Annotated in this window: 20 protein-coding genes; 7 read left to right on the top strand and 13 right to left on the bottom strand. The window is 62.9% G+C overall.

Annotated features, from left to right (window positions below):
• Positions 1 to 9: 9 nt before the first annotated feature.
• The 10 genes from K8374_RS19700 to hmpA form a co-directional block, all read right to left on the bottom strand.
• On the bottom strand, positions 10 to 549 hold the full coding sequence (locus K8374_RS19700) for a hypothetical protein (RefSeq protein WP_224456861.1): 540 nt from the start codon (positions 547 to 549) through the stop codon (positions 10 to 12).
• A gap of 98 nt (positions 550 to 647) precedes the next feature.
• Positions 648 to 1,025, bottom strand: a complete 378-nt coding sequence (locus K8374_RS19705) for a YkgJ family cysteine cluster protein (protein ID WP_084858516.1) — start codon at positions 1,023 to 1,025, stop codon at positions 648 to 650.
• A gap of 149 nt (positions 1,026 to 1,174) precedes the next feature.
• Positions 1,175 to 2,383 carry an alanine transaminase gene (alaC, locus tag K8374_RS19710; protein WP_224456862.1) on the bottom strand — a complete coding sequence of 403 codons (1,209 nt, stop codon included), beginning with the start codon at positions 2,381 to 2,383 and terminating at the stop codon, positions 1,175 to 1,177.
• Positions 2,384 to 2,705: 322 nt separating this feature from the next.
• Positions 2,706 to 3,593, bottom strand: a complete 888-nt coding sequence (cyoE, locus tag K8374_RS19715) for a heme o synthase (protein ID WP_224456863.1) — start codon at positions 3,591 to 3,593, stop codon at positions 2,706 to 2,708.
• An 11-nt stretch (positions 3,594 to 3,604) separates the two neighbouring features.
• A complete protein-coding gene (cyoD, locus tag K8374_RS19720; protein WP_043208038.1) occupies positions 3,605 to 3,937 on the bottom strand; it encodes a cytochrome o ubiquinol oxidase subunit IV in 333 nt (110 codons plus the stop codon).
• Positions 3,937 to 4,560, bottom strand: a complete 624-nt coding sequence (gene cyoC, locus K8374_RS19725; protein ID WP_224456864.1) for a cytochrome o ubiquinol oxidase subunit III — start codon at positions 4,558 to 4,560, stop codon at positions 3,937 to 3,939. Before cyoC ends, cyoD begins: the two co-directional genes overlap by 1 nt.
• 3 nt (positions 4,561 to 4,563) lie before the next feature.
• On the bottom strand, positions 4,564 to 6,582 hold the full coding sequence (cyoB, locus tag K8374_RS19730; protein ID WP_224456865.1) for a cytochrome o ubiquinol oxidase subunit I: 2,019 nt from the start codon (positions 6,580 to 6,582) through the stop codon (positions 4,564 to 4,566).
• Positions 6,583 to 6,585: 3 nt separating this feature from the next.
• Positions 6,586 to 7,530 carry a ubiquinol oxidase subunit II gene (gene cyoA, locus K8374_RS19735; protein WP_224456866.1) on the bottom strand — a complete coding sequence of 315 codons (945 nt, stop codon included), beginning with the start codon at positions 7,528 to 7,530 and terminating at the stop codon, positions 6,586 to 6,588.
• A 559-nt stretch (positions 7,531 to 8,089) separates the two neighbouring features.
• The gene (locus tag K8374_RS19740) at positions 8,090 to 8,596 is read right to left on the bottom strand and encodes a disulfide bond formation protein B (RefSeq protein WP_224456867.1); all 507 of its coding nucleotides are present in this window, start codon (positions 8,594 to 8,596) and stop codon (positions 8,090 to 8,092) included.
• A gap of 512 nt (positions 8,597 to 9,108) precedes the next feature.
• A complete protein-coding gene (gene hmpA, locus K8374_RS19745) occupies positions 9,109 to 10,284 on the bottom strand; it encodes an NO-inducible flavohemoprotein (RefSeq protein WP_224456868.1) in 1,176 nt (391 codons plus the stop codon).
• 156 nt (positions 10,285 to 10,440) lie between these two features.
• On the opposite strand from hmpA, the gene norR reads away from it, so the two are divergent.
• The 6 genes from norR (at position 10,441) to K8374_RS19775 (ending at position 17,600) form a co-directional block, all read left to right on the top strand.
• Positions 10,441 to 11,991: a nitric oxide reductase transcriptional regulator NorR gene (gene norR / locus K8374_RS19750; RefSeq protein WP_224456869.1), complete on the top strand. Its 1,551-nt coding sequence runs from the start codon at positions 10,441 to 10,443 to the stop codon at positions 11,989 to 11,991.
• Between the two features lie 102 nt (positions 11,992 to 12,093).
• Positions 12,094 to 12,993: a chemotaxis protein gene (locus K8374_RS19755; protein ID WP_224456870.1), complete on the top strand. Its 900-nt coding sequence runs from the start codon at positions 12,094 to 12,096 to the stop codon at positions 12,991 to 12,993.
• A gap of 78 nt (positions 12,994 to 13,071) precedes the next feature.
• Positions 13,072 to 13,806, top strand: a complete 735-nt coding sequence (locus K8374_RS19760; protein WP_224456871.1) for a YkgJ family cysteine cluster protein — start codon at positions 13,072 to 13,074, stop codon at positions 13,804 to 13,806.
• 193 nt (positions 13,807 to 13,999) lie between these two features.
• Positions 14,000 to 14,224, top strand: coding sequence for a hypothetical protein (locus tag K8374_RS19765; protein WP_224456872.1), 225 nt, complete (start codon positions 14,000 to 14,002; stop codon positions 14,222 to 14,224).
• Positions 14,225 to 14,429: 205 nt separating this feature from the next.
• Entirely contained in the window at positions 14,430 to 15,761 is a 1,332-nt protein-coding gene (locus tag K8374_RS19770; protein ID WP_224456873.1) for an OprD family porin, read from the top strand.
• Positions 15,762 to 16,103: 342 nt separating this feature from the next.
• On the top strand, positions 16,104 to 17,600 hold the full coding sequence (locus tag K8374_RS19775; protein WP_224456874.1) for a sensor domain-containing diguanylate cyclase: 1,497 nt from the start codon (positions 16,104 to 16,106) through the stop codon (positions 17,598 to 17,600).
• Here the strand turns inward: K8374_RS19775 and K8374_RS19780 are convergent.
• Positions 17,597 to 18,073, bottom strand: coding sequence for a ferritin-like domain-containing protein (locus K8374_RS19780; protein ID WP_084858530.1), 477 nt, complete (start codon positions 18,071 to 18,073; stop codon positions 17,597 to 17,599). The genes K8374_RS19775 and K8374_RS19780 overlap by 4 nt on opposite strands.
• Before the next feature lie 199 nt (positions 18,074 to 18,272).
• Here K8374_RS19780 and K8374_RS19785 point away from each other — a divergent pair, with 199 nt between their 5' ends.
• Complete coding sequence (locus K8374_RS19785; protein ID WP_224456875.1) at positions 18,273 to 18,494, top strand: DUF3820 family protein; 222 nt, start codon at positions 18,273 to 18,275, stop codon at positions 18,492 to 18,494.
• Positions 18,495 to 18,587: 93 nt separating this feature from the next.
• On the opposite strand, the gene K8374_RS19790 is transcribed toward K8374_RS19785, so the two are convergent.
• Complete coding sequence (locus K8374_RS19790; protein ID WP_224456876.1) at positions 18,588 to 20,327, bottom strand: PTS fructose-like transporter subunit IIB; 1,740 nt, start codon at positions 20,325 to 20,327, stop codon at positions 18,588 to 18,590.
• A complete protein-coding gene (gene pfkB / locus K8374_RS19795; protein WP_224456877.1) occupies positions 20,324 to 21,271 on the bottom strand; it encodes a 1-phosphofructokinase in 948 nt (315 codons plus the stop codon). Before pfkB ends, K8374_RS19790 begins: the two co-directional genes overlap by 4 nt.

Raw genomic sequence — 21,271 nt, forward strand, 5'->3', positions numbered from 1 at the left:
GCGCGAACGCTACAAGGCCTGCGGCTGTTCTGGCGGCATCAGCACCTTGTCCACATCGAAATGCAATGCAGGCATCTGGGTGCCGGCATACATCACCACGGCCAGCGCCGCGATCAGCCCGACATCGAGCCAGTGCCAGGCCGGCATGTCGTCGGCGCGCCTGGCCTTCCAGCACCACCAGGCCTGGCCCAGGCAGAACGAGGCGATCGCCAGCAACCACAGGTAGAAGCCGGCACCAAAGCCGGTGACATCCTGGAACGCGTAGCTCTGGTTGTCCGGCAGCCGTTCGATACCCAGGCTGCTGGCGGCCAGGTAAAGGGCCCCCAGCCCCAACAGCAGCGCCAGGCGGCGAAAGCGCCGGTGCGCCAGGACCGCCAGCGCCAGCAATGGGTTGGCGAACCACTGGTACAGCCCGAAGGGTACGCCCCAAGGCCCGTAGAGCAGCATTTGCAGTGCGGGCATGTGCCGGCCGGCGCTGGTCAAGGCGCCGTCGAAACACAGGCCCAGCAGGTAGAGCGCCAGGCTGAAGGTGAGGTAATAGGCAGGCAACCGCGAGCTCCATCGGATAACGACAAGCCCATGACCATACCGCACCCAGCCGTCAGGTGACAGGCAGAACCAAGGCCACGACCTGTCTCACCTATGGCTCAGGCGACTTCGGCGCCGTCATCCTCCGGCCAATGCGGCTCATTGGCTTCCAGCGGCGGCAGCCCATAGTGAGCGCGCGCGGCATCGCAGCTGGGGTTGTGCACGCCATTGACCCAGGAGGCCTCGAACTCACGGCATGGGGAAGCGCGGTTTTCATAGATGGTGCAAGCGACCTGCTTGCCGACCTCGCCATCCAGGGCGGTACAGCGGCAGGGCTTGGCATCGGTGCCGATCATCGCGACGCGGGTCGGGTTGATCTGCACCACCAGGTCATCGGGCACCAGGCCACCGGCGGACTGGCATTCGCCCCAGAAGAAAGACACACGGAAGTACCCGCAGCAGGCGCCGCAGTCAAGGCAAGGGTTGTATTCGGACATGATGGCACGGAGGGAAAGTTGTTGTTTTCGGGGCTGGGCCCGCGCGCCATTTTCAATCCAAGCCGGGTGGCTGAGAAGAGGGGTAAAGCAAAAATAGTTTGCCACTTATCCGGGAAGAACGGGGCCGTTTCGAGACCCCGTTTTCGCCGTCACTTGCGGGTCAGGCCATCGGCCCGGAACATCTGGCGAATGCCCCGGATCGCCTGACGGATACGGTCTTGGTTCTCGATCAGGGCGAAGCGCACATGGTCGTCACCATAGTCGCCGAAGCCGATGCCGGGTGATACGCAAACCTTGGCCTCGGCCAGCAGCTTCTTGGAGAACTCCAACGACCCCAGGTGAGCATAGGCCTCGGGGATCTTCGCCCAGACGTACATCGAGGCCTTGGGGTTCTCGACTATCCAGCCGATCTCGTGCAGCCCCTTGACCAGCAGGTTGCGCCGCTGGCGGTACTGCTCGGCGATATCGCGCACGCATTGCTGGTCACCTTCCAGGGCCGCGATGGCCGCGACCTGCAGCGGGGTGAAGGTGCCGTAGTCGTGGTAGCTCTTGATTCGCGCCAGGGCGCTGACCAGCTCCGGATTGCCGACCATGAAGCCGATGCGCCAGCCGGCCATGTTGTAGCTCTTGGACAGGGTGAAGAACTCCACGGCGATGTCCTTGGCGCCCGGCACCTGCATGATCGACGGGGCCTTCCAGCCATCGTAGACGATGTCGGCGTAGGCCAAGTCATGGACCACCAGCACATCGTACTGCTTGGCCAAGGCCACCACGCGCTCGAAGAAATCCAGCTCCACGCATTGGGCAGTGGGGTTGGACGGAAAGCCCAGGATCATCATCTTCGGCTTGGGGATCGACTCGCGAATCGCCCGCTCCAGCTCGTTGAAGAAGTCCACACCCGGAACCAGCGGCACCGAACGCACCTGGGCGCCTGCGATCACCGCACCATAGATATGGATCGGGTAGCTGGGGTTGGGCACCAGCACCGTGTCGCCATGGTCGAGGGTGCCGAGCATCAGGTGTGCCAGGCCTTCCTTGGAGCCGATGGTGACGATGGCTTCGCTTTCCGGGTCGATCTCGACGTCATAGCGGTCCTTGTACCAATGCGAGATGGCCCGGCGCAGGCGTGGAATACCACGGGAGGTGGAGTAGCCGTGGGTATCTTCGCGCTGGGCGACCTGCACCAGTTTCTCGACGATGTGCGGCGGGGTGGCGCCGTCGGGGTTGCCCATGCTCAGGTCGATGATGTCCTCGCCACGACGGCGGGCCGCCATCTTGAGCTCGGCGGTGATGTTGAAGACGTAAGGGGGGAGACGATCGATGCGCGCAAAACGGCGCGGCGAACCTGGGTTGGCCATGGCTTCCTCTGAGTACGTAAGCGCCCGGAACCGTCCGAGCGACGCTGGCCGCTGCGGCGGCCTGGAACAGAAGATAGTGCCGAAACCTGGACTCTGTAAAGGGCAATTTCCTGTTTTATCAGATATTTTTAGATCTATTTTTTGTAAATATTGAATAGAGAGTTTCAGGGGCGCCCTATCGCCGGCAAGCCGGCTCCCACCTGCCATGCGCTGTTTTCAGGGACACCGCCATACCTGTGGGCTGGCTTGCCAGCGATGGGCCCGAACAGATAAAAAAAACCCCGGCAACATTGGCCGGGGCTTTTCGTGTAACAGGCGACTGTCAGCGTGCGTAGGTCATGAGCACGTCGGTAGCGGTCTGGCTGTCCACCGACATCATCACGCTCAGGGCGGTGACGGTGAGAATGGAGAAACCGAATACCTTGCGTGCCCACTTGCTGTCGTCCTCAGCCTTGTAGCCACCCCAGGCCATATACAGCCAGTACAGGCCCATGGCGGCGGCAACGGCCAGGTAGCCAAGCCCTGCATAGCCACCCAGGGTGAGCATGAGGGTGGCCAGCACGAAGGCCAGCACGTACAGCACGATTTGCTTCTTCGCCGCCAGGATACCGCGCGCCACCGGCAGGACCGGGATGTTGGCGGCACTGTAGTCCTTGAAACGGAAGATGGCGATGGCGAAGCTGTGCGGCATCTGCCACAGGCTGAACATCACCAGCAGGGTCACTGCAGCCAGGTCGAAGCTGTTGCTCACGGCGCAATAGCCGATCACCGGAGGCATGGCACCGGACAGGCTGCCGACCAAGGTGCCGTGCACCGACTTGCGCTTGAGCCAAAGGCTGTAGAAGCCCACGTAGACGACGAAGCCGACCAGCGCGCAGAACGCCGACAGCGGGTTGGCCTGGACATACAGCAAGCTGAAGCCCGCCACCCCGAGCAGGGTGGCATAGGCCAGCGCGAAGGGCAGCGACATGCCGCCCTGGACCATGACGCGGTTCTTGGTGCGCTCCATCTTCTGGTCGATATCGCGGTCGATGCAGTTGTTGAACACGCATCCGGACGCGACGACCAGGGAGGTACCTACCACCACCGCCAGGAACAGGGCGAAGTCCACATGGCCCTTCGCGGCAAGGAAGAAACCGCCTGCCACGGAAAGCACGTTACCGAAAATGATCCCCGGTTTGGTGATTTGGATAAAGTGCTTCACGGACATGCAGTCTTACCTCACTTGGCCATCATTTCGATGTGGATGCTGAACATGATCCACAGCGACAGGCCGACCAGCAGAGCGATTACGAGAGTGGTGAACAGGAACGTCGACACATTGGAACGCTGCTCTTTCGAGCGGTCCATGTGCAGGAAGTACACCAGGTGTACCACCACCTGGATGACGGCCATGGCCACCACGATCAGGACGGTCAGGTTCTTCGGCAGGCTCGGGTACATCACCAGACCGAACGGGATCGCGGTCAGGATGATCGACAGGATGAAGCCGATCGCGTACGACTTGACGCTGCCGTGGTTGCCTTCGTGATGAGTGTCGTGTGCGCTAGCCATTACAGAACTCCCAGCAGGTAGACGACGGTGAAGACGCAGATCCAGACCACGTCCAGGAAGTGCCAGAACAGGCTCAGGCAGCTCATACGGGTCTTGGCGGTCGGGGTGATGCCCTTGGTGCTGATCTGGTACATCAGGACAGCCATCCAGATCAGGCCGGCAGTCACGTGCAGACCGTGGGTCCCTACCAGGGCGAAGAAGCCCGACAGGAAGCCGCTGCGGTTCGGGCCGTAGCCTTCGCCGATCAGGTGATGGAATTCATAGACTTCCATCGCGATGAAGCCGGCACCGAACAGGAAGGTGATGGCCAACCAGCCCAGCACGCCACCCTTGTTGCCTTTGAACATCTGCAGCATGGCGAAGCCGAAGGTGATCGACGACAGCAGCAGCAGTGCGGTTTCAACAGCTACGAAATCGAGCTGGAAGATGTCATGACCCGACGGGCCGCCGGCAAAACTGCCGGACAGCACCGCGTAGGTGGCGAAGAGCGACGCAAACAGGATGCAGTCGGTCATCAGGTACAGCCAGAAACCCAGTACGGTCATCTGGCCCGAGTCGTGGTGGTGGTCGTCATGCCCATGGTCGTGACCATGAGCAGCACCGTGCATTACTTGACTGGACATTGATTACACCCGCTCAAACGATTCGACACGTGCGCCGGCAGGCAGAGCACCTGCTTTGGCCAGCGCTTTCATGCGCTCGCCTTCGATGCGCGCCACTTCTTCGGCCGGAACCATGTAGCCCTGGTCGTCACGGGCAGCGTGGCGAACGAAGACAGCGATGGTTGCAACCAGGCTCGCACCAACCAGCCACCAGATGTGCCAGATGAAGGCGAAGCCGAAGACGGTCAGGAACAGGCCCATGAACAGACCGGTAGCAGTGTTGCTCGGCATGTGGATAGGCTCGTACTTGGCCGGAACCTTGTAGGCGACACCGGCTTCCTTGGCTTCATGCCAGGCGTCCAGGCCAACCTTCTCAGGCATGTGGGCGAAGTTGTAGAACGGAGGTGGCGACGAAGTCGACCATTCCAGGGTACGGCCGCCCCACGGGTCGCCAGTGACGTCCAGGTTCTGGTTGCGGTCGCGAACCGATACGTACAGCTGGATCAGCTGGCAGGCGATACCGAACAGGATCAGCACGGCGCCGACGACGGCAACGTACAGGTACGGTTCCCAAGCCGGGTTGTCCGAGTGGTTCAGACGACGGGTCATGCCCATGAAGCCCAGGGCGTACAGCGGCATGAACGCTACGTAGAAGCCGGAGATCCAGAACCAGAAGGCAGCCTTGCCCCACTTCTCGTTCAGGGTGAAACCGAAGGCTTTCGGGAACCAGTAGGCGAAGCCGGCGATGTAGCCGAATACCGCACCACCGATGATCACGTTGTGGAAGTGGGCGATCACGAACAGGCTGTTGTGCAGAACGAAGTCAGCACCTGGAACAGCCAGCAGGACGCCGGTCATGCCACCGATGGAGAAGGTGACCATGAAGCCCAGGGTCCACATGATCGGCGCGGTGAAGCGCAGACGGCCCTGGTAGATGGTGAACAGCCAGTTGAACAGCTTCACACCGGTCGGAATGGAGATCAGCATCGTCGCCAGGCCGAAGAAGGTGTTGACGCTGGCGCCGGCACCCATGGTGAAGAAGTGGTGCAGCCAGACCGCGAAGCCGAGAACGGCGATCGCGCCCGATGCGTAGATCATCGAGTGGTGACCGAACAGGCGCTTGCCTGCGAAGGTCGAGGTGACTTCCGAGAACACGCCGAAGGCCGGCAGGATCAGGATGTAGACCTCAGGGTGGCCCCATGCCCAGAACAGGTTGACGTACATCATCGGGTTCCCACCAAGCTCGTTGGTGAAGATGTGGAAGTCCAGATAACGGTCAACGGTCAGCAGGGCCAGCGCAGCAGTCAGGATCGGGAACGAAGCGACGATCAGCACGTTGGCCCAGGTGCAGGTCCAGGTGAAGATCGGCATGTCCATCAGCTTCATGCCAGGCGCGCGCATCTTCATCACGGTGACGAGGAAGTTCACGCCGGTAAGCGTCGTACCCAAGCCGGATAGCTGTAGCGCCCAGATGTAGTAGTCGACACCCACGCCCGGGCTGTACTGGATGCCCGCCAGCGGCGGATAGGCAACCCAACCGGTCTTGGCGAATTCGCCAACGCCCAGGGAGATGTTGACCAGCAGCACGCCTGCCAGCAGCAGGTAGAAGCTCAGGGAGTTCAGGAACGGGAAGGCAACGTCACGTGCACCGATCTGCAGAGGAACCGCCAGGTTCATCAGGCCGGTGAAGAACGGCATCGCCATGAAGATGATCATGATCACACCGTGGGCGGTGAAGATCTGGTCATAGTGTTCAGGCGGCAGGTAGCCTTCGGCGCCACCGGTAGCGGCAGCGAGCTGGGTACGCATCATGATGGCGTCGGCGAAGCCGCGCAGCAGCATGACCATCGCGACGATGATGTACATCACCCCGATCTTCTTGTGGTCGACCGTGGTCAGCCACTCGCTCCACAAGTAGGTCCACTTGCGGAAATAGGTGATAGCACCGACGAGAGCGATACCACCGAGCGCAATCATGGCAAGCGTCACCATGACTATCGGCTCGTGATAGGGTATCGCCTCCAGACTTAGTTTACCGAACATCTCTTACTCCTCTGCCCCGGCAGCTGGTTGCATACTCGACTCCACACCCTTGGTAGTGGCCAGTTCCTTGCTGCCTACTTCTTCGTGGCTCGGGCGACCGCGGTTCATGCCTTCGTACTTGTCGACGATGATCTGGAACTGGTCAGCCGAAGCCTCGCTGTACAGCGTGACTGGGTTGTTTTCGCTAGGTTTGGCCAAGGCTTCGTATTCAGCCTTATCCAGCTTCTTCGGCGACTGCTTGACTTCGGCGACCCACTTCTCGAAGTCTGCCTGGGAGGTTGCAGTAGCCTTGAACTTCATGCCGGTGAAACCGGCGCCGCTGTAGTTGGCGGAGATACCGTCGAACTCGCCGTTCTCGTTGGCGATCAGGTGCAGCTTGGTGGTCATGCCGGCCATGGCGTAGATCTGGCCGCCCAGGCCCGGGATGAAGAACGAGTTCATCACGGCATCGGAGGTCACGCGGAAGTTGACCGGGGTGTTGGCCGGGAAGACGATCTTGTTGACCGTGGCGATGCCCTGTTCCGGGTAGATGAACAGCCACTTCCAGTCCAGCGCGACCACGTCGATCTGCACCGGCTTCACGTCGGAATCCAGTGGACGGTACGGGTCCAGCTTGTGGGTAGAGTGGTAGGTGACATAGCCCAGGGCGATGATGATCAGGATCGGGATGATCCAGACAGCCGCTTCGATCTTGGTCGAGTGCGACCAGTCGGGGGTGTAGGTGGCAGCCTTGTTGGAAGCACGGTACTTCCAGGCGAACGCGATGGTCATGATGATGACCGGGACGACGACCAGCAGCATCAGGCCGGTGGCGATCAGGATCAGGTTCTTTTGCTCAATGCCCACCTGGCCCTTTGGATCGAGCAGGGTCCAGTTGCACCCACTGAGTAAAAGCATGCCTAAAAAGGGCAATATGCCAAACAGTCTGGGGTAACGCTTTTTACTCATCTCACGACCTCTAGATCAGCTTGCTTCAATGCAATTTGTGTTTTGGTCGCCAACACTTCGTCCTGCCAAGCGTCAGCATTTCGGGCTCGAATTCGCTCCTGCCTGTGGTCCGACTGCTGGACCTGGGCGCGAGCGGGTTTACGGTGCTTTATGGTTCGTAGGCTAACGGCCTGTACTTCAGACCAAGTCCATTTGGTGCGGGAAAACGCGGAGGGGGGTCCGCCCGGTATCGCCGTTGGGCGAAACTTGTCGAAGTCAGCAAAAGAAAGCGCTGCGGCTTCCTCCAATCCTGCGACTCGCAAGCAGTGCCGAACGGAAATTGGGGGCGATTGTAGATAGGTCGCCCCCCCTTGACTATGACTTATTGAGCAACAGTCTTTTACAGTATCGGTAACAATACTGCTCAAAAAATCAACTTCGCGACAGTTTGTCGCACCCCGCTTGATAGCCCTGGAGCCCGCATACTGCAAGGCTTTGTCGTTGATCTGGATCAAGCGTGAGGCGAGGTAAAGATGTTATCTCACCATGCAACAGAGGGGCCTCGAAGGGGGACTTTTGTCTAACCCCGGCGACGGTTGCGGTAGATGCCCAGTGGCACCAGAACTGCGGTGAGGACGAACGCCAGAAGTGCCCATTGCGCCAGGGACAACCCCAGGATCGGCGGGTAGGGCGTGGAGCAGAAACCATCGACCTGGAATGCCAGCGGCCACACGTGCGCCAGCGGCAGGTCGTCGACGATCGGCTGCAGGGTGTCGATACCGCAACTGACCATCGGGTGGGCGAGTATATACACATGGTTGCCAGCCGCAACGATTCCGCCGATTGCGCTGAGCACTACCAATACTTCGAAGAAGGTCAGGCTGCGACGCCCGGGCATGGCCGCGGCGAGGAAGGCGAACACCGCGATCAGCAGCAGTGCATAGCGCTGCAGGATGCACAGCGGGCATGGCGCCTCGCCGAGCACCACCTGCATGTAGAGGGCGCCGCAGATCAGCGACAGGCAGATCACGCCCAGCAACACCAGGAAGCGCCGTTCGCGGTTCAGGTGCGAGGTTTGTTCGTTCATTACCGGTTCCTTCGATGGATAGTGGCAGTGCCTGGTGGGCGTTGGCCTGCCCGGCGACAGTCTACACGTGCGTCGAGGAGCGGCGTGCTGGCACTGCGCAGGGGCTATCCGATGACGATTTCTGACCAGACGGAGCGACGTCGGTTCAACGACGACCGCCAAAAGCGACAGCCCGGATGTCAGGCAGGGGCAAGCCCCTCGACACCCGGGAGTGAAGGATACCGTGATTAATGGAAGATTAAAGATGAAATTGCGCCTGCTTATTTCATCTCCTTCTATATAAAGGAAGGCCAACAAGGCCCAATCGCTGGCAAGCCAGCCCCCGTACGTGCGATGTCACGTTCGTTTCGTCTCGATTACCCACGTTCGGGAGCACCGCGTACGAGAGCTGGCTTGCCAGCGATTGGGGGTAAGCATTCGACCGGGTGACCGCTATCGCGGGACAAGCCCGCTCCCACAAGTAGCTTGTGGGAGCGGGCTTGTCCCGCGATGGAGCCAGCACTGCCGGCCGATTACTCCAGCGCCGCCGCCGGCCCGAAGAACTCGTAGCGGCTCTGCTGCTCCGGCACACCCAAGCCCTTCAGGTGGCGCTTGACCGCTGCCATGAAGCCTTTCGGACCCAGGAAGTAGGCATCCAGGTCACGCTCGCCGGGCAGCCACTGGCCCAGTTGTTCCTGGCTCAGCAGGCCCACGGCATCGGCCTCGCCATGGCCGGCCTGCTCGTAGCAGTAGAAGCGCTTGAGCTGCGGGTGACGCGCGGCCAGGCCATCGATCCAGTCGCGGAAGGCATGCACCGCGCCGTTGCGCGCACAATGAATGAAATGCACCGGACGCTGGGTCTGCAGGGCAGCCTGGAGCATGGCCAGGGTCGGGGTGATGCCCACGCCGCCGCTGATGAGCACCAGCGGCTTGTCGCTGGCGGCCAGGGTGAAGTCCCCGGACGGCGGGAACAGCTGCAGGGTCTGGCCGACCATCAACTGGTCATGCAGGTAGTTCGAGACCTTGCCGCCCTCTTCGCGCTTGACGCTGATGCGGTACTGCTCGCCATCGCACAGGGCCGACAGGGAATAGTTGCGGCGTTGCTCGGTGCCGTCGACGAACAGCTGCAGGCCGATGTACTGGCCAGGCTCGGCCTTGAGCACTGGCTTGCCGTCCACCGGGGCGAAATAGAACGAGGTGATTTCGCTGCTTTCCTGCTCGCGACGCACCAAGCGGAATTCACGGGTACCGCGCCAGCCGCCGACGGCCTCTTCCTTCTGCTTATAGAGGTTTTCCTCGGCGCCGATGAGGATGTCGGCCAGTTGACCATAGGCTGCGCCCCAGGCGTCGATCACTTGCGGGGTGGCAATGTCCTTGCCCAGCACTTCTTCGATGGCGCGCAGCAGGCAGCTGCCGACGATCGGGTAGTGCTCGGGCAGGATCTGCAGGGCGACATGCTTGTTGATGATCTGGCCGACCAGGCCACCAAGCTGTTCCAACTGGTCGATGTGGCGGGCATACATCAACACGCCGTTGGCCAGGGCACGCGGCTGGTCACCGCTGGCCTGGTGGGCCTGGTTGAACAGCGGGCGTACTTCGGGGTACTCGCTGAGCATCATCTTGTAGAAATGGGTGGTCAGGGCTTCGCCGCCGCTTTCGAGCAGCGGAACGGTGGCCTTGATGATTGCACGTTGTTCGGCATTGAGCATTGCAATGACTCCTGAGCCTGTGGCTTGAACTTGACTGCCTTGGCTCTATCACCAATCGTGCCAACTTTTCCGGCCAATGAATCCGGGGGTTCCATGCACGGGGGAGTCAAAACGACACCGATGCGCGTATAGTCATATCGACCAACAGGAGTCCTTATGACTGCAAAGCCCTTACTCACCAGCCTGCTGCCCCTGGTCAGCGACCTGTCCCGCGACCTGCCCGACCAGGAACGCTACCGCCGCCTGCTTGAAGCCATGCGCGGTCTGCTGCCATGCGATGCCGCCGCATTGCTGCGCCTGGATGGCGAATGGCTGGTGCCGTTGGCCGTCGATGGCTTGTCGGCCGACACCCTCGGGCGACGCTTCAAGGTCAGCGAACACCCCCGCTTCCAGATCCTGCTCAGCCGCAGCGAACCGACCCGCTTCGCCAGCGACAGCGAACTGCCCGACCCCTACGATGGCCTGGTCAATGCGCCCCATGCCGACCTGCACGTGCACGACTGCATGGGTTGCCCCTTGATGGTCGATGAACGACCCTGGGGCCTGGTGACCCTCGACGCCCTCACTCCCGGGCAGTTCCAGAGCCTGGAACTGGACGCGCTGCAGGCATTCGCCAGCCTCGCCGCCGCCACCGTCACCGTGGCCGAACGCATCGAGGACCTGGCGCTGCGCGCCGAGGACGAACACCAGCGCGCCGAGGTGTACCGCCAGGCCAGTGGCCTGGACAAGGAGCTGATCGGCCAGAGCAAGGCACACAAGCGCCTGCTGGAGGAAATCCGCCTGGTCGGCGGCAGCGACCTGACCGTGCTGATCACCGGCGAGACCGGCGTGGGCAAGGAGCTGGTGGCCCAGGCCCTGCACCGCGCCAGCGCTCGCGCCGACAAACCGCTGATCAGCCTGAACTGTGCGGCCCTGCCCGACACCCTGGTGGAAAGCGAGCTGTTCGGTCATGTGCGCGGCGCCTTCACCGGCGCCCATGGCGAACGCCGGGGCAAGTTCGAGCTGGCCAATGGCGGCACGCTGTTCCTCGACGAGGTCGGCGAATTGCCCTTGGCCGTGCAGGCCAAGCTGCTGCGGGTGCTGCAGAGCGGCCAACTGCAGCGCCTGGGCTCGGACCGGGAGCACCGGGTCGACGTTCGCCTGATCGCCGCCACCAACCGCGACCTGGCCGAAGAGGTGCGCAACGGCAACTACCGCGCAGACTTCTATCATCGCCTGAGCGTCTATCCACTGCTGGTCCCGCCGCTGCGTGAGCGCAGTCGCGACGTGCTGCTGATCGCCGGCTATTTCCTCGAACAGAACCGTTCGCGCCTGGGCCTGAACAGCCTGCGCCTGAGTGCTGACGCCCAGGCTGCCCTGCTGGCCTACGACTGGCCGGGCAACGTGCGCGAGCTCGAACACCTGATTGGCCGCTCGGCACTCAAGGCGCTCGGCCAGCATGCCCAGCGCCCGCGTATCCTGACCCTGGAGGCCAGCGACCTGGACCTGCGCCCTGCCCTGCCGGCCGCCGAGCCGGCACCGGCCCCCGCCGCCCCCTTCGCCAGCCTGCCCGAGGGTGGCTTGCGCGAGGCAGTGGACGATTACCAGCGCCGCTTGATCGAAGCTTGCCTGGTCAAGCACCAGGACAATTGGGCCTCGGCGGCGCGGGAGCTTGGCCTGGATAGAGCGAACCTCAGCCGGCTGGCCAAGCGCCTAGGGTTGCGTTGACAAAAAGCAGGGCCGCGCGATTGGCCCGCCACCTAAAGCCTGGCCAGAACAAGCCGATAACCCGGCAACCTCCTTTATTCCCGACAGACTCGAAGGTTGCCCATGGCCACGCAAAACGCCCGTGCGGACTCGTTGTCCCTGCTGCTGTTCACCCTGCGCAGCGGCAAGCTGATGGCGATCAACCTGCTCAAGGTCAGCGAAATCATCCCCTGCCCTGCGCTGACCAAGCTGCCGGAGTCGCACCCTCACGTCAAAGGCGTGGCCACCCTGCGTGGCAACCCGCTGTCGGTGATCGACCTGTCGCGCGCCATCGGCGAACAGCCCCTGGCCGCCCCGGACGGCGGCTGCCTGATCGTCACCGAGATCAGTCGATCGCGCCAAGGCCTGCACGTGCAGGCGGTGAGCCGCATCGTGCACTGCCTGAGCACTGACATAAAACCGCCACCCTTCGGCTCCGGCACCCGTTCGTTCATCACCGGCGTCACCCGCGTGGACAACACCTTGGTGCAGGTGCTGGACATCGAGAAGGTGATCCACGCCATCGCACCGCCGGCGCCCGAGCCTCATCCAGGCGAGCTCAGCGAAGAAGATGCGAGCCTCCTGGCCGCCGCCAACATCCTGGTGGTGGACGACAGCCAGGTCGCGCTGCAGCAATCGGTCCATACCCTGCGCAACCTGGGCATCGAATGCCACACCGCGCGCAGCGCCAAGGACGCGATCAACGTGTTGCTGGAGCTGCAAGGCACCGAACGTGAAATCAATATCATCGTCTCGGACATCGAGATGTCCGAGATGGACGGCTATGCCTTTACCCGTACCCTGCGCGAAAGCCCGGATTTCCAGCACCTCTATGTGCTGTTGCACACCTCGCTGGACAGCACCATGAGCGCCGAGAAGGCCAGGCTGGCCGGCGCCAATGCCATCCTCACCAAATTCTCCTCGCCGGAGCTCACCGACTGCCTGGTGGTGGCGGCGCGCACGGTAGTGTTTGCCGAACACTGATAGATCCGGTGAAAAGCGCCCTGGGTCGTGCACGGCGAGTCGGGCATACTTTGCGTTCCCATGGAGCCCAGGTACACCGTGAACGACACCATCCGTTTCGCCTGCACCGGTTGCGGTAAGTGCTGCACCGGCCACCACGTTCCGCTGACCCTGAGCGAAGCTCGCCAGTGGGCCGCCAGCGGCGGCCAAGTGGTGGTGCTGATCGAAGGCTTCGTCGAAGACGGCCCAGGCATGCCTGCCGAACAGCGCGACCACGTGCTACGCCGCTCCCATCCAGTAGTCTGTGGCGTGGCCGAACTGCGCGTCTCGGTGACCTTCGCCGCCTTCAACCCCGGCCGCTGTCGCAACCTCGACGACAACGACCTGTGCACCATCTATGAAAGCCGCCCGCTGGTGTGCCGCATCTACCCGGCGGAGATCAACCCGCACCTGCCCCTGCGCCCGGAAACCAAGGACTGCCCGCCCGAGGCCTGGGCACAGGGCCCCGAGCTGATCCATGGCCAGCTGCCGGTGGACCCACAGTTGGCCACCCTGATCGAGGCCTCGCGCCAGGCCGACCGCGACGACATCGCGGCCAAGGTCGCCATCTGCCAGGCCCTGGGCATGACCACCAGTGCCCTCAAGGGCAACGGCTTCACCGCCTACCTACCGGCGATGGAGCCGTTTGCCCAGGCCTTGGCCCAAGTGCCGGATGACAACCATGCGCCATGGACGCTTCACGTCGAAGCCCATGCCCTCGCGCAAACGCTGGCCAGCCATGGGCTGCAGACCACCGCCGAAGCACCGGTGTACTACGCCTTCATCGGATTCTGACATCCCCTGCCATCGGAGCTGCATGCCAAGCGCTCAACGACGCGGGTTTGCGATGAAATCAGGTTATTTCCTGGCTTGATCATTACTTTTTGCGCAACAGTGCTTATCCAACTCAAGCCTGTTTCCGAGCCTGTATTGGGACTAACTTACGCCTGTCCCAATTAACACTTGCCTTGCAAGAAGGTTGTTTCAAATGTCCAACAGTATGGGTATTGCCAGCGTTTTCGTCCTGTCGTCCCTGTTGCTGTCGCCCCTGGCCATGGCTGAAGAATCGCCGGCCTTCGTAGCCCGTAACGCCGAACTTTCCGCTGTTCACCAAACCGCGCGCGACGCCTATGCCGCTCAGCAAGCAGATGCGGCGAAAGACGTGCAGCAGACTGCTTCCAAGGTGGTTGCCGACGATCAGACCGAGAGTTGATCGACGATTCCGTAGCGCCTGTATTTTCCCTCGGCTAGCCCGTGGGCGCCTGGTGCGTCGATATGTTAGCCTTTTAAAGCCGCTGCCGATCAGCGGCTTTTTTTATGTGCCCGAATTATCAGCCACGCTGTTACGTATTCATAAAGAAACTTGCAAAACCCGAAAACAACAACGCCTCACCGCCAGACCAAAGGAGCTCGTACCGGTGTCTTCCGCGTTTCGCTTTACCCCGTTGTTCATTGCACTTGCCGCAACGATGCCTGTAGCAGCACATGCCGATGAAGCCAAGGCTGATGGCTTCATCGAAGGCGCTACCCTGAACCTGCATTTTCGCAATGCCTACTTCAACCGCAACAACCTCAACCCAGGCGTGCGTGACCTGCGCGAATGGGGCCAGGGTGCCGTGGCGCGCTTCGAATCGGGCTACACCCCAGGCGTGGTCGGCTTCGGTCTCGATGCCCATGGCATCCTGGGCTTGAAGCTCGATGGCGGTGGCGGCCATGCCGGTACCAGCATCCTGCCTGAACACATCAAGGACAACGGCGAACTGGGCGCAGCCCCGCACTCATTCTCCACCGCGGGCGCGGCGCTCAAGTTCAAGGCCTTCGACACCGAACTCAAGGCCGGCGACCTGTTCCTCACCAACCCGGTGATCGCCGGCGGCGAAACCCGCATGCTGCCGCAGACCTTCCGCGGCGTGAGCCTGACCAACACCAGCATCGACGGCCTGCTGCTCGAAGGCGGCCAGGTCAGCTTCACCAAGCCCTACAACCAAAGCGGCCATCGCCGCATCGACACCTACTACGGGCAACTGGCGGACGGCACCAAGAGCGACCACCTGAGCTGGGCCGGCCTGTCCTGGAGCGGCACCGAGAACATCACCACCAACTTGTATGCCGCTGAACTGAAGGACATCTGGAACCAGTACTACTTCGACTTCGACTACACCTATGTGGTCAACGACCTGGTCAGCCTCAACCCCGGCCTGCACTTCTACCACACCCAGGACACCGGCCAGGCGCTGCTGGGCAACATCGACAACAACACCTACAGCCTGCACTTCACCGTCAACGCCGGCTACCACAGCATCACCGCCGCCTACCAGCGCGTGAACGGCAATACGCCGTTCGACTACATCAACCTGGGCGACAGCGTGTACCTGGACAACTCGCGCATGTACTCAGACTTCAACGCCCCCAACGAGCGCTCCTGGAAGCTGCAGTACGACTATGACTTCACAGGCGTCGGCATCCCCGGCCTGAGCACCTCGTTCTCCTATTCGCGCGGCGAAGCCGACCTGACCAAGGCTGCCCAGAACGACTACTACGGCTACTACAACGCCGATGGCAAGAACGCCATGCACTGGGAGCGCGACCTGGACATCAAGTACGTGTTCCAGCAAGGCAACCTCAAGGACTTGTCGGTGCTGCTGCGCTACGCCACCCACCGCGGCAGCCAGGGCTATGCCGATATCGACGACAACAGCGACAACGATGAAGTGCGGGTGATCGTCGATTACCCCTTGAACATCTTCTGACCTAAAGCCCAATGAGGTAATCCTGTAGGAGCGGGCTTGTCCCGCGATTGGGCCGGCCCAGCCGCCGCGGCTGTATGGCAAGGGCTTCGCCCTTGATCGCGGGACAAGTCGGACCGCCGCTCCTACAGGCCTTGTCAAATCAATGAATTATGCGTTGTTCTATGAGAGCGGGCTTGCCCCGCGATTGGCCGGTACTGTCAGCGCCGCTGCCGAACAAAGGCTTCGCCAGCGATCGAGGGCAAGCACGCCCCCACGTTTTCCGTCGAACGAACCTTGTTCGCCCCTGCGCACTTCCCTAGAATACCGCCGCCGCGTAATCGCCCCGCCCGTGCAGTAGCGAGCATGCCCACTCGATCATCGCGTTCTCCCCTGTACAGGTCGCACCCCGAACTGATCCTCAACCTGGGCAGTTGCCTCGCCGTGCTCGCCATCGTGGCCATCGTCAGCTACCTGCTGGCCCGCGAGCGCGACAGCGTCGAGCAGTCGGCCAAACGCTCATCGGGCAATATCGTTCAGCTCATCGAAAGCGACATCCTGCGCAACGTCGAACTCTACGACCAGTCCCTGCATGGGGTGATCTGGGCCGTGAAGCATCCCGAGCTGCTCAACAGCTCGCCGGAACTGCGCCAGCAGATCCTCTTCAACCAGACCTTCGCCGCCCCGGTGCGCGGGGATATCCTCTGGCTCGGCGCCCACGGTGATGTATTGGGCGACTCGCTGCATGCGCGCCCGCGCCAGGCCAATTTCGCCGATTCGGTGGCCTTCCAGGCCCACCGCGACCGACCGGACCTGGGCCTGTTCATCAGCCCACCGTTCAAGGCCAGGCTGGGCGACCTCGACTGGTGCATCAGCTTCAGCCGCCGCATTTCCGGCCCCAACGGCGAATTTGCCGGGATCGCCGCTGGCGCATTACGCCTGTCGTATTTCACCGAACTGTTCGAACGCCTCGATATCGGCAGAGACAGCAGCATCAACCTGCTCAACACCGACGGCCAGTTGCTGGCCCGACAACCCTCGCGCCCGCAAGACCCGATGATCGGCAGCGACTACAGCGAGCGGCCCAACTTCCAACGCATCCTCAAAGCGCGCAGCGGCAGTTTCACTGCCAGGTCCGAGCACGCCGGGGTGCAGCGCATCTATACCTTCGCCCGGGTCGCCGACCTGCCGTTGATCGTGCTGGTGGTGGACGCCTCCGACGAGGTGTTCCAATCCTGGCGCCGTACCGCGATCCTGGTCGGCGTCGCCACGGGCCTGTTGTGCATCGGTATCCTCTGGCTGACCTTGCTGCTGGGGCGCGAATTGCGTCGACGCCAGGAAGCCGAGCAAGGCCTGGCAGCGCTGGCGGCCACCGATAGCCTCACCGGGCTCGCCAACCGCCGACGGCTGGATCAGGTACTGCGCCAGGAATGGGCCCGCGCCCAGCGCAACCGCCAGCCGCTGGCCATCCTCATGGTGGATGTGGACCACTTCAAGTCGTTCAACCAGCGTCACGGCCATGCCGGCGGCGACCATGCCCTGCGCGAGGTCGCCAAGACCATAGAGCGCTGCATCCGCCGCCCTGCCGACATGGCTGCGCGCTATGGCGGGGAAGAATTCCAGGTGGTGTTGCCCGACACCGATCTGCCCGGCGCCAGGCTGCTGGCCGAACGCATACGCGCCAGCGTGGAGGCGCTGCCGACGTTCGGCAATGACGAGCGGCCGGTGACCGTGAGCATCGGCATCAGCCTGCACGTCCCCGGCACCCAGCAAAACCTCACAGGCTTGCTGGGTTCGGCGGACGAGGCGCTCTACCGGGCCAAGGCCAACGGCCGCAACCGTGTGGAAGGCCCGTCAGACTAGGAGCGGGCGCGCGCGGCGTCGCGCAGCGCTTTTACCTGGTCATGGTTGCGCTGCACGCCCTGCAGCTGTTTTTCCACCAAGGCATAGGTCTCGTCGCTGGCGGTGCGGCCAAGCTTGACCAGCTTCTCCCGCGCATCCTTGTAGGCCTTCAGGGCGAAGTCCTCACCGCGCTCGACCTCGTTGAGCACCGCCTCCTCGCTCTTGCCGGTGAGCATCGACTTGAAGTTGACCCAGCCCCGGTGCAGATCGCCGCTCAGGCTGGTGGAGGTTTCCGGGTCGCCACCCAGGCGACGCACCTCGCCCTGCAGCTCGGCGGCAGCACTGGCGCACTCGCCGGCACGTTGGACGAAGAACGCCTTGAGCTCGGTGTTCTTCACATCTTCGGCCGACTCCTTGAAGCCTTTTTCGCCGTCTTTGCTGTACTCGATCAGGTCGTTGAGTACGTCGATCACGTCTTTATTGGGATGACTCATGGCGAGAACTCCTTGGCAGGTGATAGTCCCTTGTAGAAGAGCAGGCATCGTGCCAAGCCAGGAGATAAGATAATTTCGTTTTAAAACAATAGATTACGCCCAACAAGCGCAACCTGTGACGAGGCGTTCTGCATGATTGCCGCTTGGGCGTTCGTGCACTTTGCAGTATGGTCGGCGCTTTGCACTGCCAGGCTGTCCGATGAAACCCGAATCCCTGCAACTGCTGGTTACCCGCACCATGCCCTTCGGCAAGTACCAGGGGCGCCTGATCGCCGACCTGCCGGGCGACTACCTGGCGTGGTTCGCGCGCAAGGGGTTCCCGGCCGGGGAGCTGGGTGGATTGCTGGCCCTGATGCACGAGATCGATCACAACGGGCTGGGGGAACTGCTGGTCCCGTTGCGGCGAACGATACGCCGGTAGAGATTCAGCGCCTGTTGGATCCAGCGCCGCCCGCGCGGCGCTGGATTTGTGCCCCTTCGTACATCCCAAGCCAGGCCTCACATAATCCAGGCTTCAGCCTTTTACCGGCGCCACCGCCAGCTCCACCCGCTCGCCCTTCTTGATCACTGCGTACACCACCGCCGTCAGCAAACTTCCGGCCAGGATCGCCACCAAGTACAGCAACGCGTGGTTGATCGCATTGGGAATCAGCAACACGAACAAGCCGCCATGGGGCGCCATCAGCTTGCAGCCGAAGTACATCGACAAGGCACCGGTCAATGCGCCACCGGCGATGCTCGCCGGGATCACCCGCAGCGGGTCCTTGGCCGCGAACGGAATCGCGCCCTCGGAAATGAAGCACAGCCCCAGCGCCAACGCCGCCTTGCCTGCCTCGCGCTCGCTCTGGGCGAACTTGCGCCGGGCCAGGAAGCTGGCGATGCCCAGGCCGATCGGTGGCACCATACCGGCGGCCATGGTCGCAGCCATCGGCGCGTAGCTCGACGACGCCAGCAGCCCCACCGAGAACGCATACGCCGCCTTGTTGATCGGCCCGCCCAGGTCGACGCACATCATCCCGCCCAGCAGCAGCCCGAGCAGGACCGCGTTGGTCGTGCCCATGCTGTCGAGAAAGTGCGTCAGGCCCTCGAGCATGGCCGCCACGGGCTGACCGACCACATAGATCATCACCAGGCCCGTGAACAGGCTGGCCAGCAGCGGAATGATCAGGATCGGTTTGAGCGCATCGAGGCTGCTCGGCAGGCGCGCCCAGCGGCTGATGGCCTTGGCGCTGTAGCCCGCCAGGAACCCTGCGACGATGCCGCCGATGAAGCCGGCCCCAAGGGTGCTGGCCAACAGCCCGCCGATCATGCCGGGGGCGAGCCCGGGCCGGTCGGCGATGGACCAGGCGATATAGCCGGCGAGCAACGGCACCATCAGCTTGAAGGCCGCCTCGCCACCGATTTGCATCAACGCCGCCGGCAAGGTGCCGGGCTCCTTGTAGGCTTCGATGCCGAAGACGAACGACAGAGCGATCAGCAAGCCGCCAGCCACCACCATCGGCAACATGAACGAGACGCCCGTGAGCAAATGCTTGTAGACGCCGGTCTTCTCGCCCTTTTTCACGGCCTCGCCGGTCGCCTCACCCGCCGCCTCCACCTTGCCCTGGGCCAAGGCCTTGTCGAGGGTGGCGCGGGCCTGCTTGAGGGCGATGCCGGTGCCGCAGCGGTAGATGCGCTTGCCGGCGAAGCGCGCAGTCGGCACCTCGATGTCGGCGGCCAATAGCACCACATCGGCCTCGGCGATGGCTTCGGCAGGCAATGGATTACGCGCGCCCACCGAGCCCTGGGTTTCCACGGTGAGCTGGTAACCCAGCTCCTTGGCGGCCTGCTGCAACGCCTCGGCTGCCATGAACGTATGGGCCACGCCCGTGGGGCAGGCGGTGACTGCGACGAGCTTGGGCACGGCAGCAGGCGGCGGCGCCTGCTCGGCGTCGTCCAGCGGCTGCAGCACCTGGGCTTTGGCTGCGGCTTCGTCGAGGAAACTGCCACGGTCGGCCAGGGCCTGGGCCGGCGTGCTCTGGTAGACGCGCTTGCCGACGAAGCGTGCAAGGTCCACGGCACCGGTGCTGACCACCAGCACCCAGTCGGCCTCGGCGATCTGCGCCGGGCTCAGGCAGCGTTCGGGGTGCTCGGCGTCCTGCACCTCGACGCTGGTGCTCCAGCCCCGCTGCTGGGCGGCCGCCGACAGCAGGCGCGCGCTCAGCACACTGGATACCTGGCCGTTGGGGCAGGCAGTGATGATGGCGATGTTCATCGGCAACCCTCTTGTTGTTCTGTCAGTTGCACGGCGCTTTCCAGGCGCGCCAGCTGTTCCCGGTCACGGATACCGAAGCCGACCTGGCTCACCGCCTGGGCGGCGATGGCCGTGGCGCGGCGCAGCGTCTGCCCGGCCGGCTCGCCTTGCAGCAGGCCATGGACCATGCCGGCGACCAGCGAATCGCCGGCGCCGACCGTGCTGGCCACCCGCACCTTGGGCGGTTGCCCATGCAAGGCCAGGCCTTGGGCGAACCAGCTGACGCCCTGCTCGCCCTGGGACACCACCACGTGCTCGATGCCCGACGCCAACAGGCGCTGGGCGGCCACACGCTGCTCGGCCGGACTGTGCATGGCGATACCCAGCGCCTCACCCAGTTCCTCGGTGTTGGGCTTGACCAGCCAAGGCTCAGCCTTGAGACCTGCACGCAACGCTTCGCCGCTGGTATCCAGGGCCACTTTCAGGCCTTTGCCCTTGAGCATCAGCAACAGCGCCTGGAACCACTGGGCATCGACACCCCTTGGCAAGCTGCCGGCCACCACCACCGCATCGTGCCCCGCCACCACCTGTTCAAGGCGCCGCATCAGGGCGGACTGGGCGGCCTCGTCGACTTCCGGCCCCTGGCCGTTGATATCGGTGACGCGGCCATCGGCCTCGACCAGCTTGATGTTGTTGCGGGTTTCGCCAGGCACCCGGACAAAGCAGTCGGCAAAGCCGCGCCAGGCGATGAGCGCTTCGAACGGCGCCAGGTTGTCGCAGCCGAGAAAGCCACCCACGGTCACGCGATGGCCCAGGTCGGCCAGCACCTGCGCCACGTTCAGGCCTTTGCCGGCGGCGTGGCTGTGCTGGGCCTGGCTACGGTTGACCAGGCCCGGGTGCAGGGTTTGCAGGCTGACGGTGATGTCCAGCGCCGGGTTGAGGGTGAGGGTGAGGATCTTGGCCAT

It is taken from the genome of Pseudomonas sp. p1(2021b) (assembly GCF_020151015.1).
GTDB lineage: Bacteria > Pseudomonadota > Gammaproteobacteria > Pseudomonadales > Pseudomonadaceae > Aquipseudomonas > Aquipseudomonas putida_K.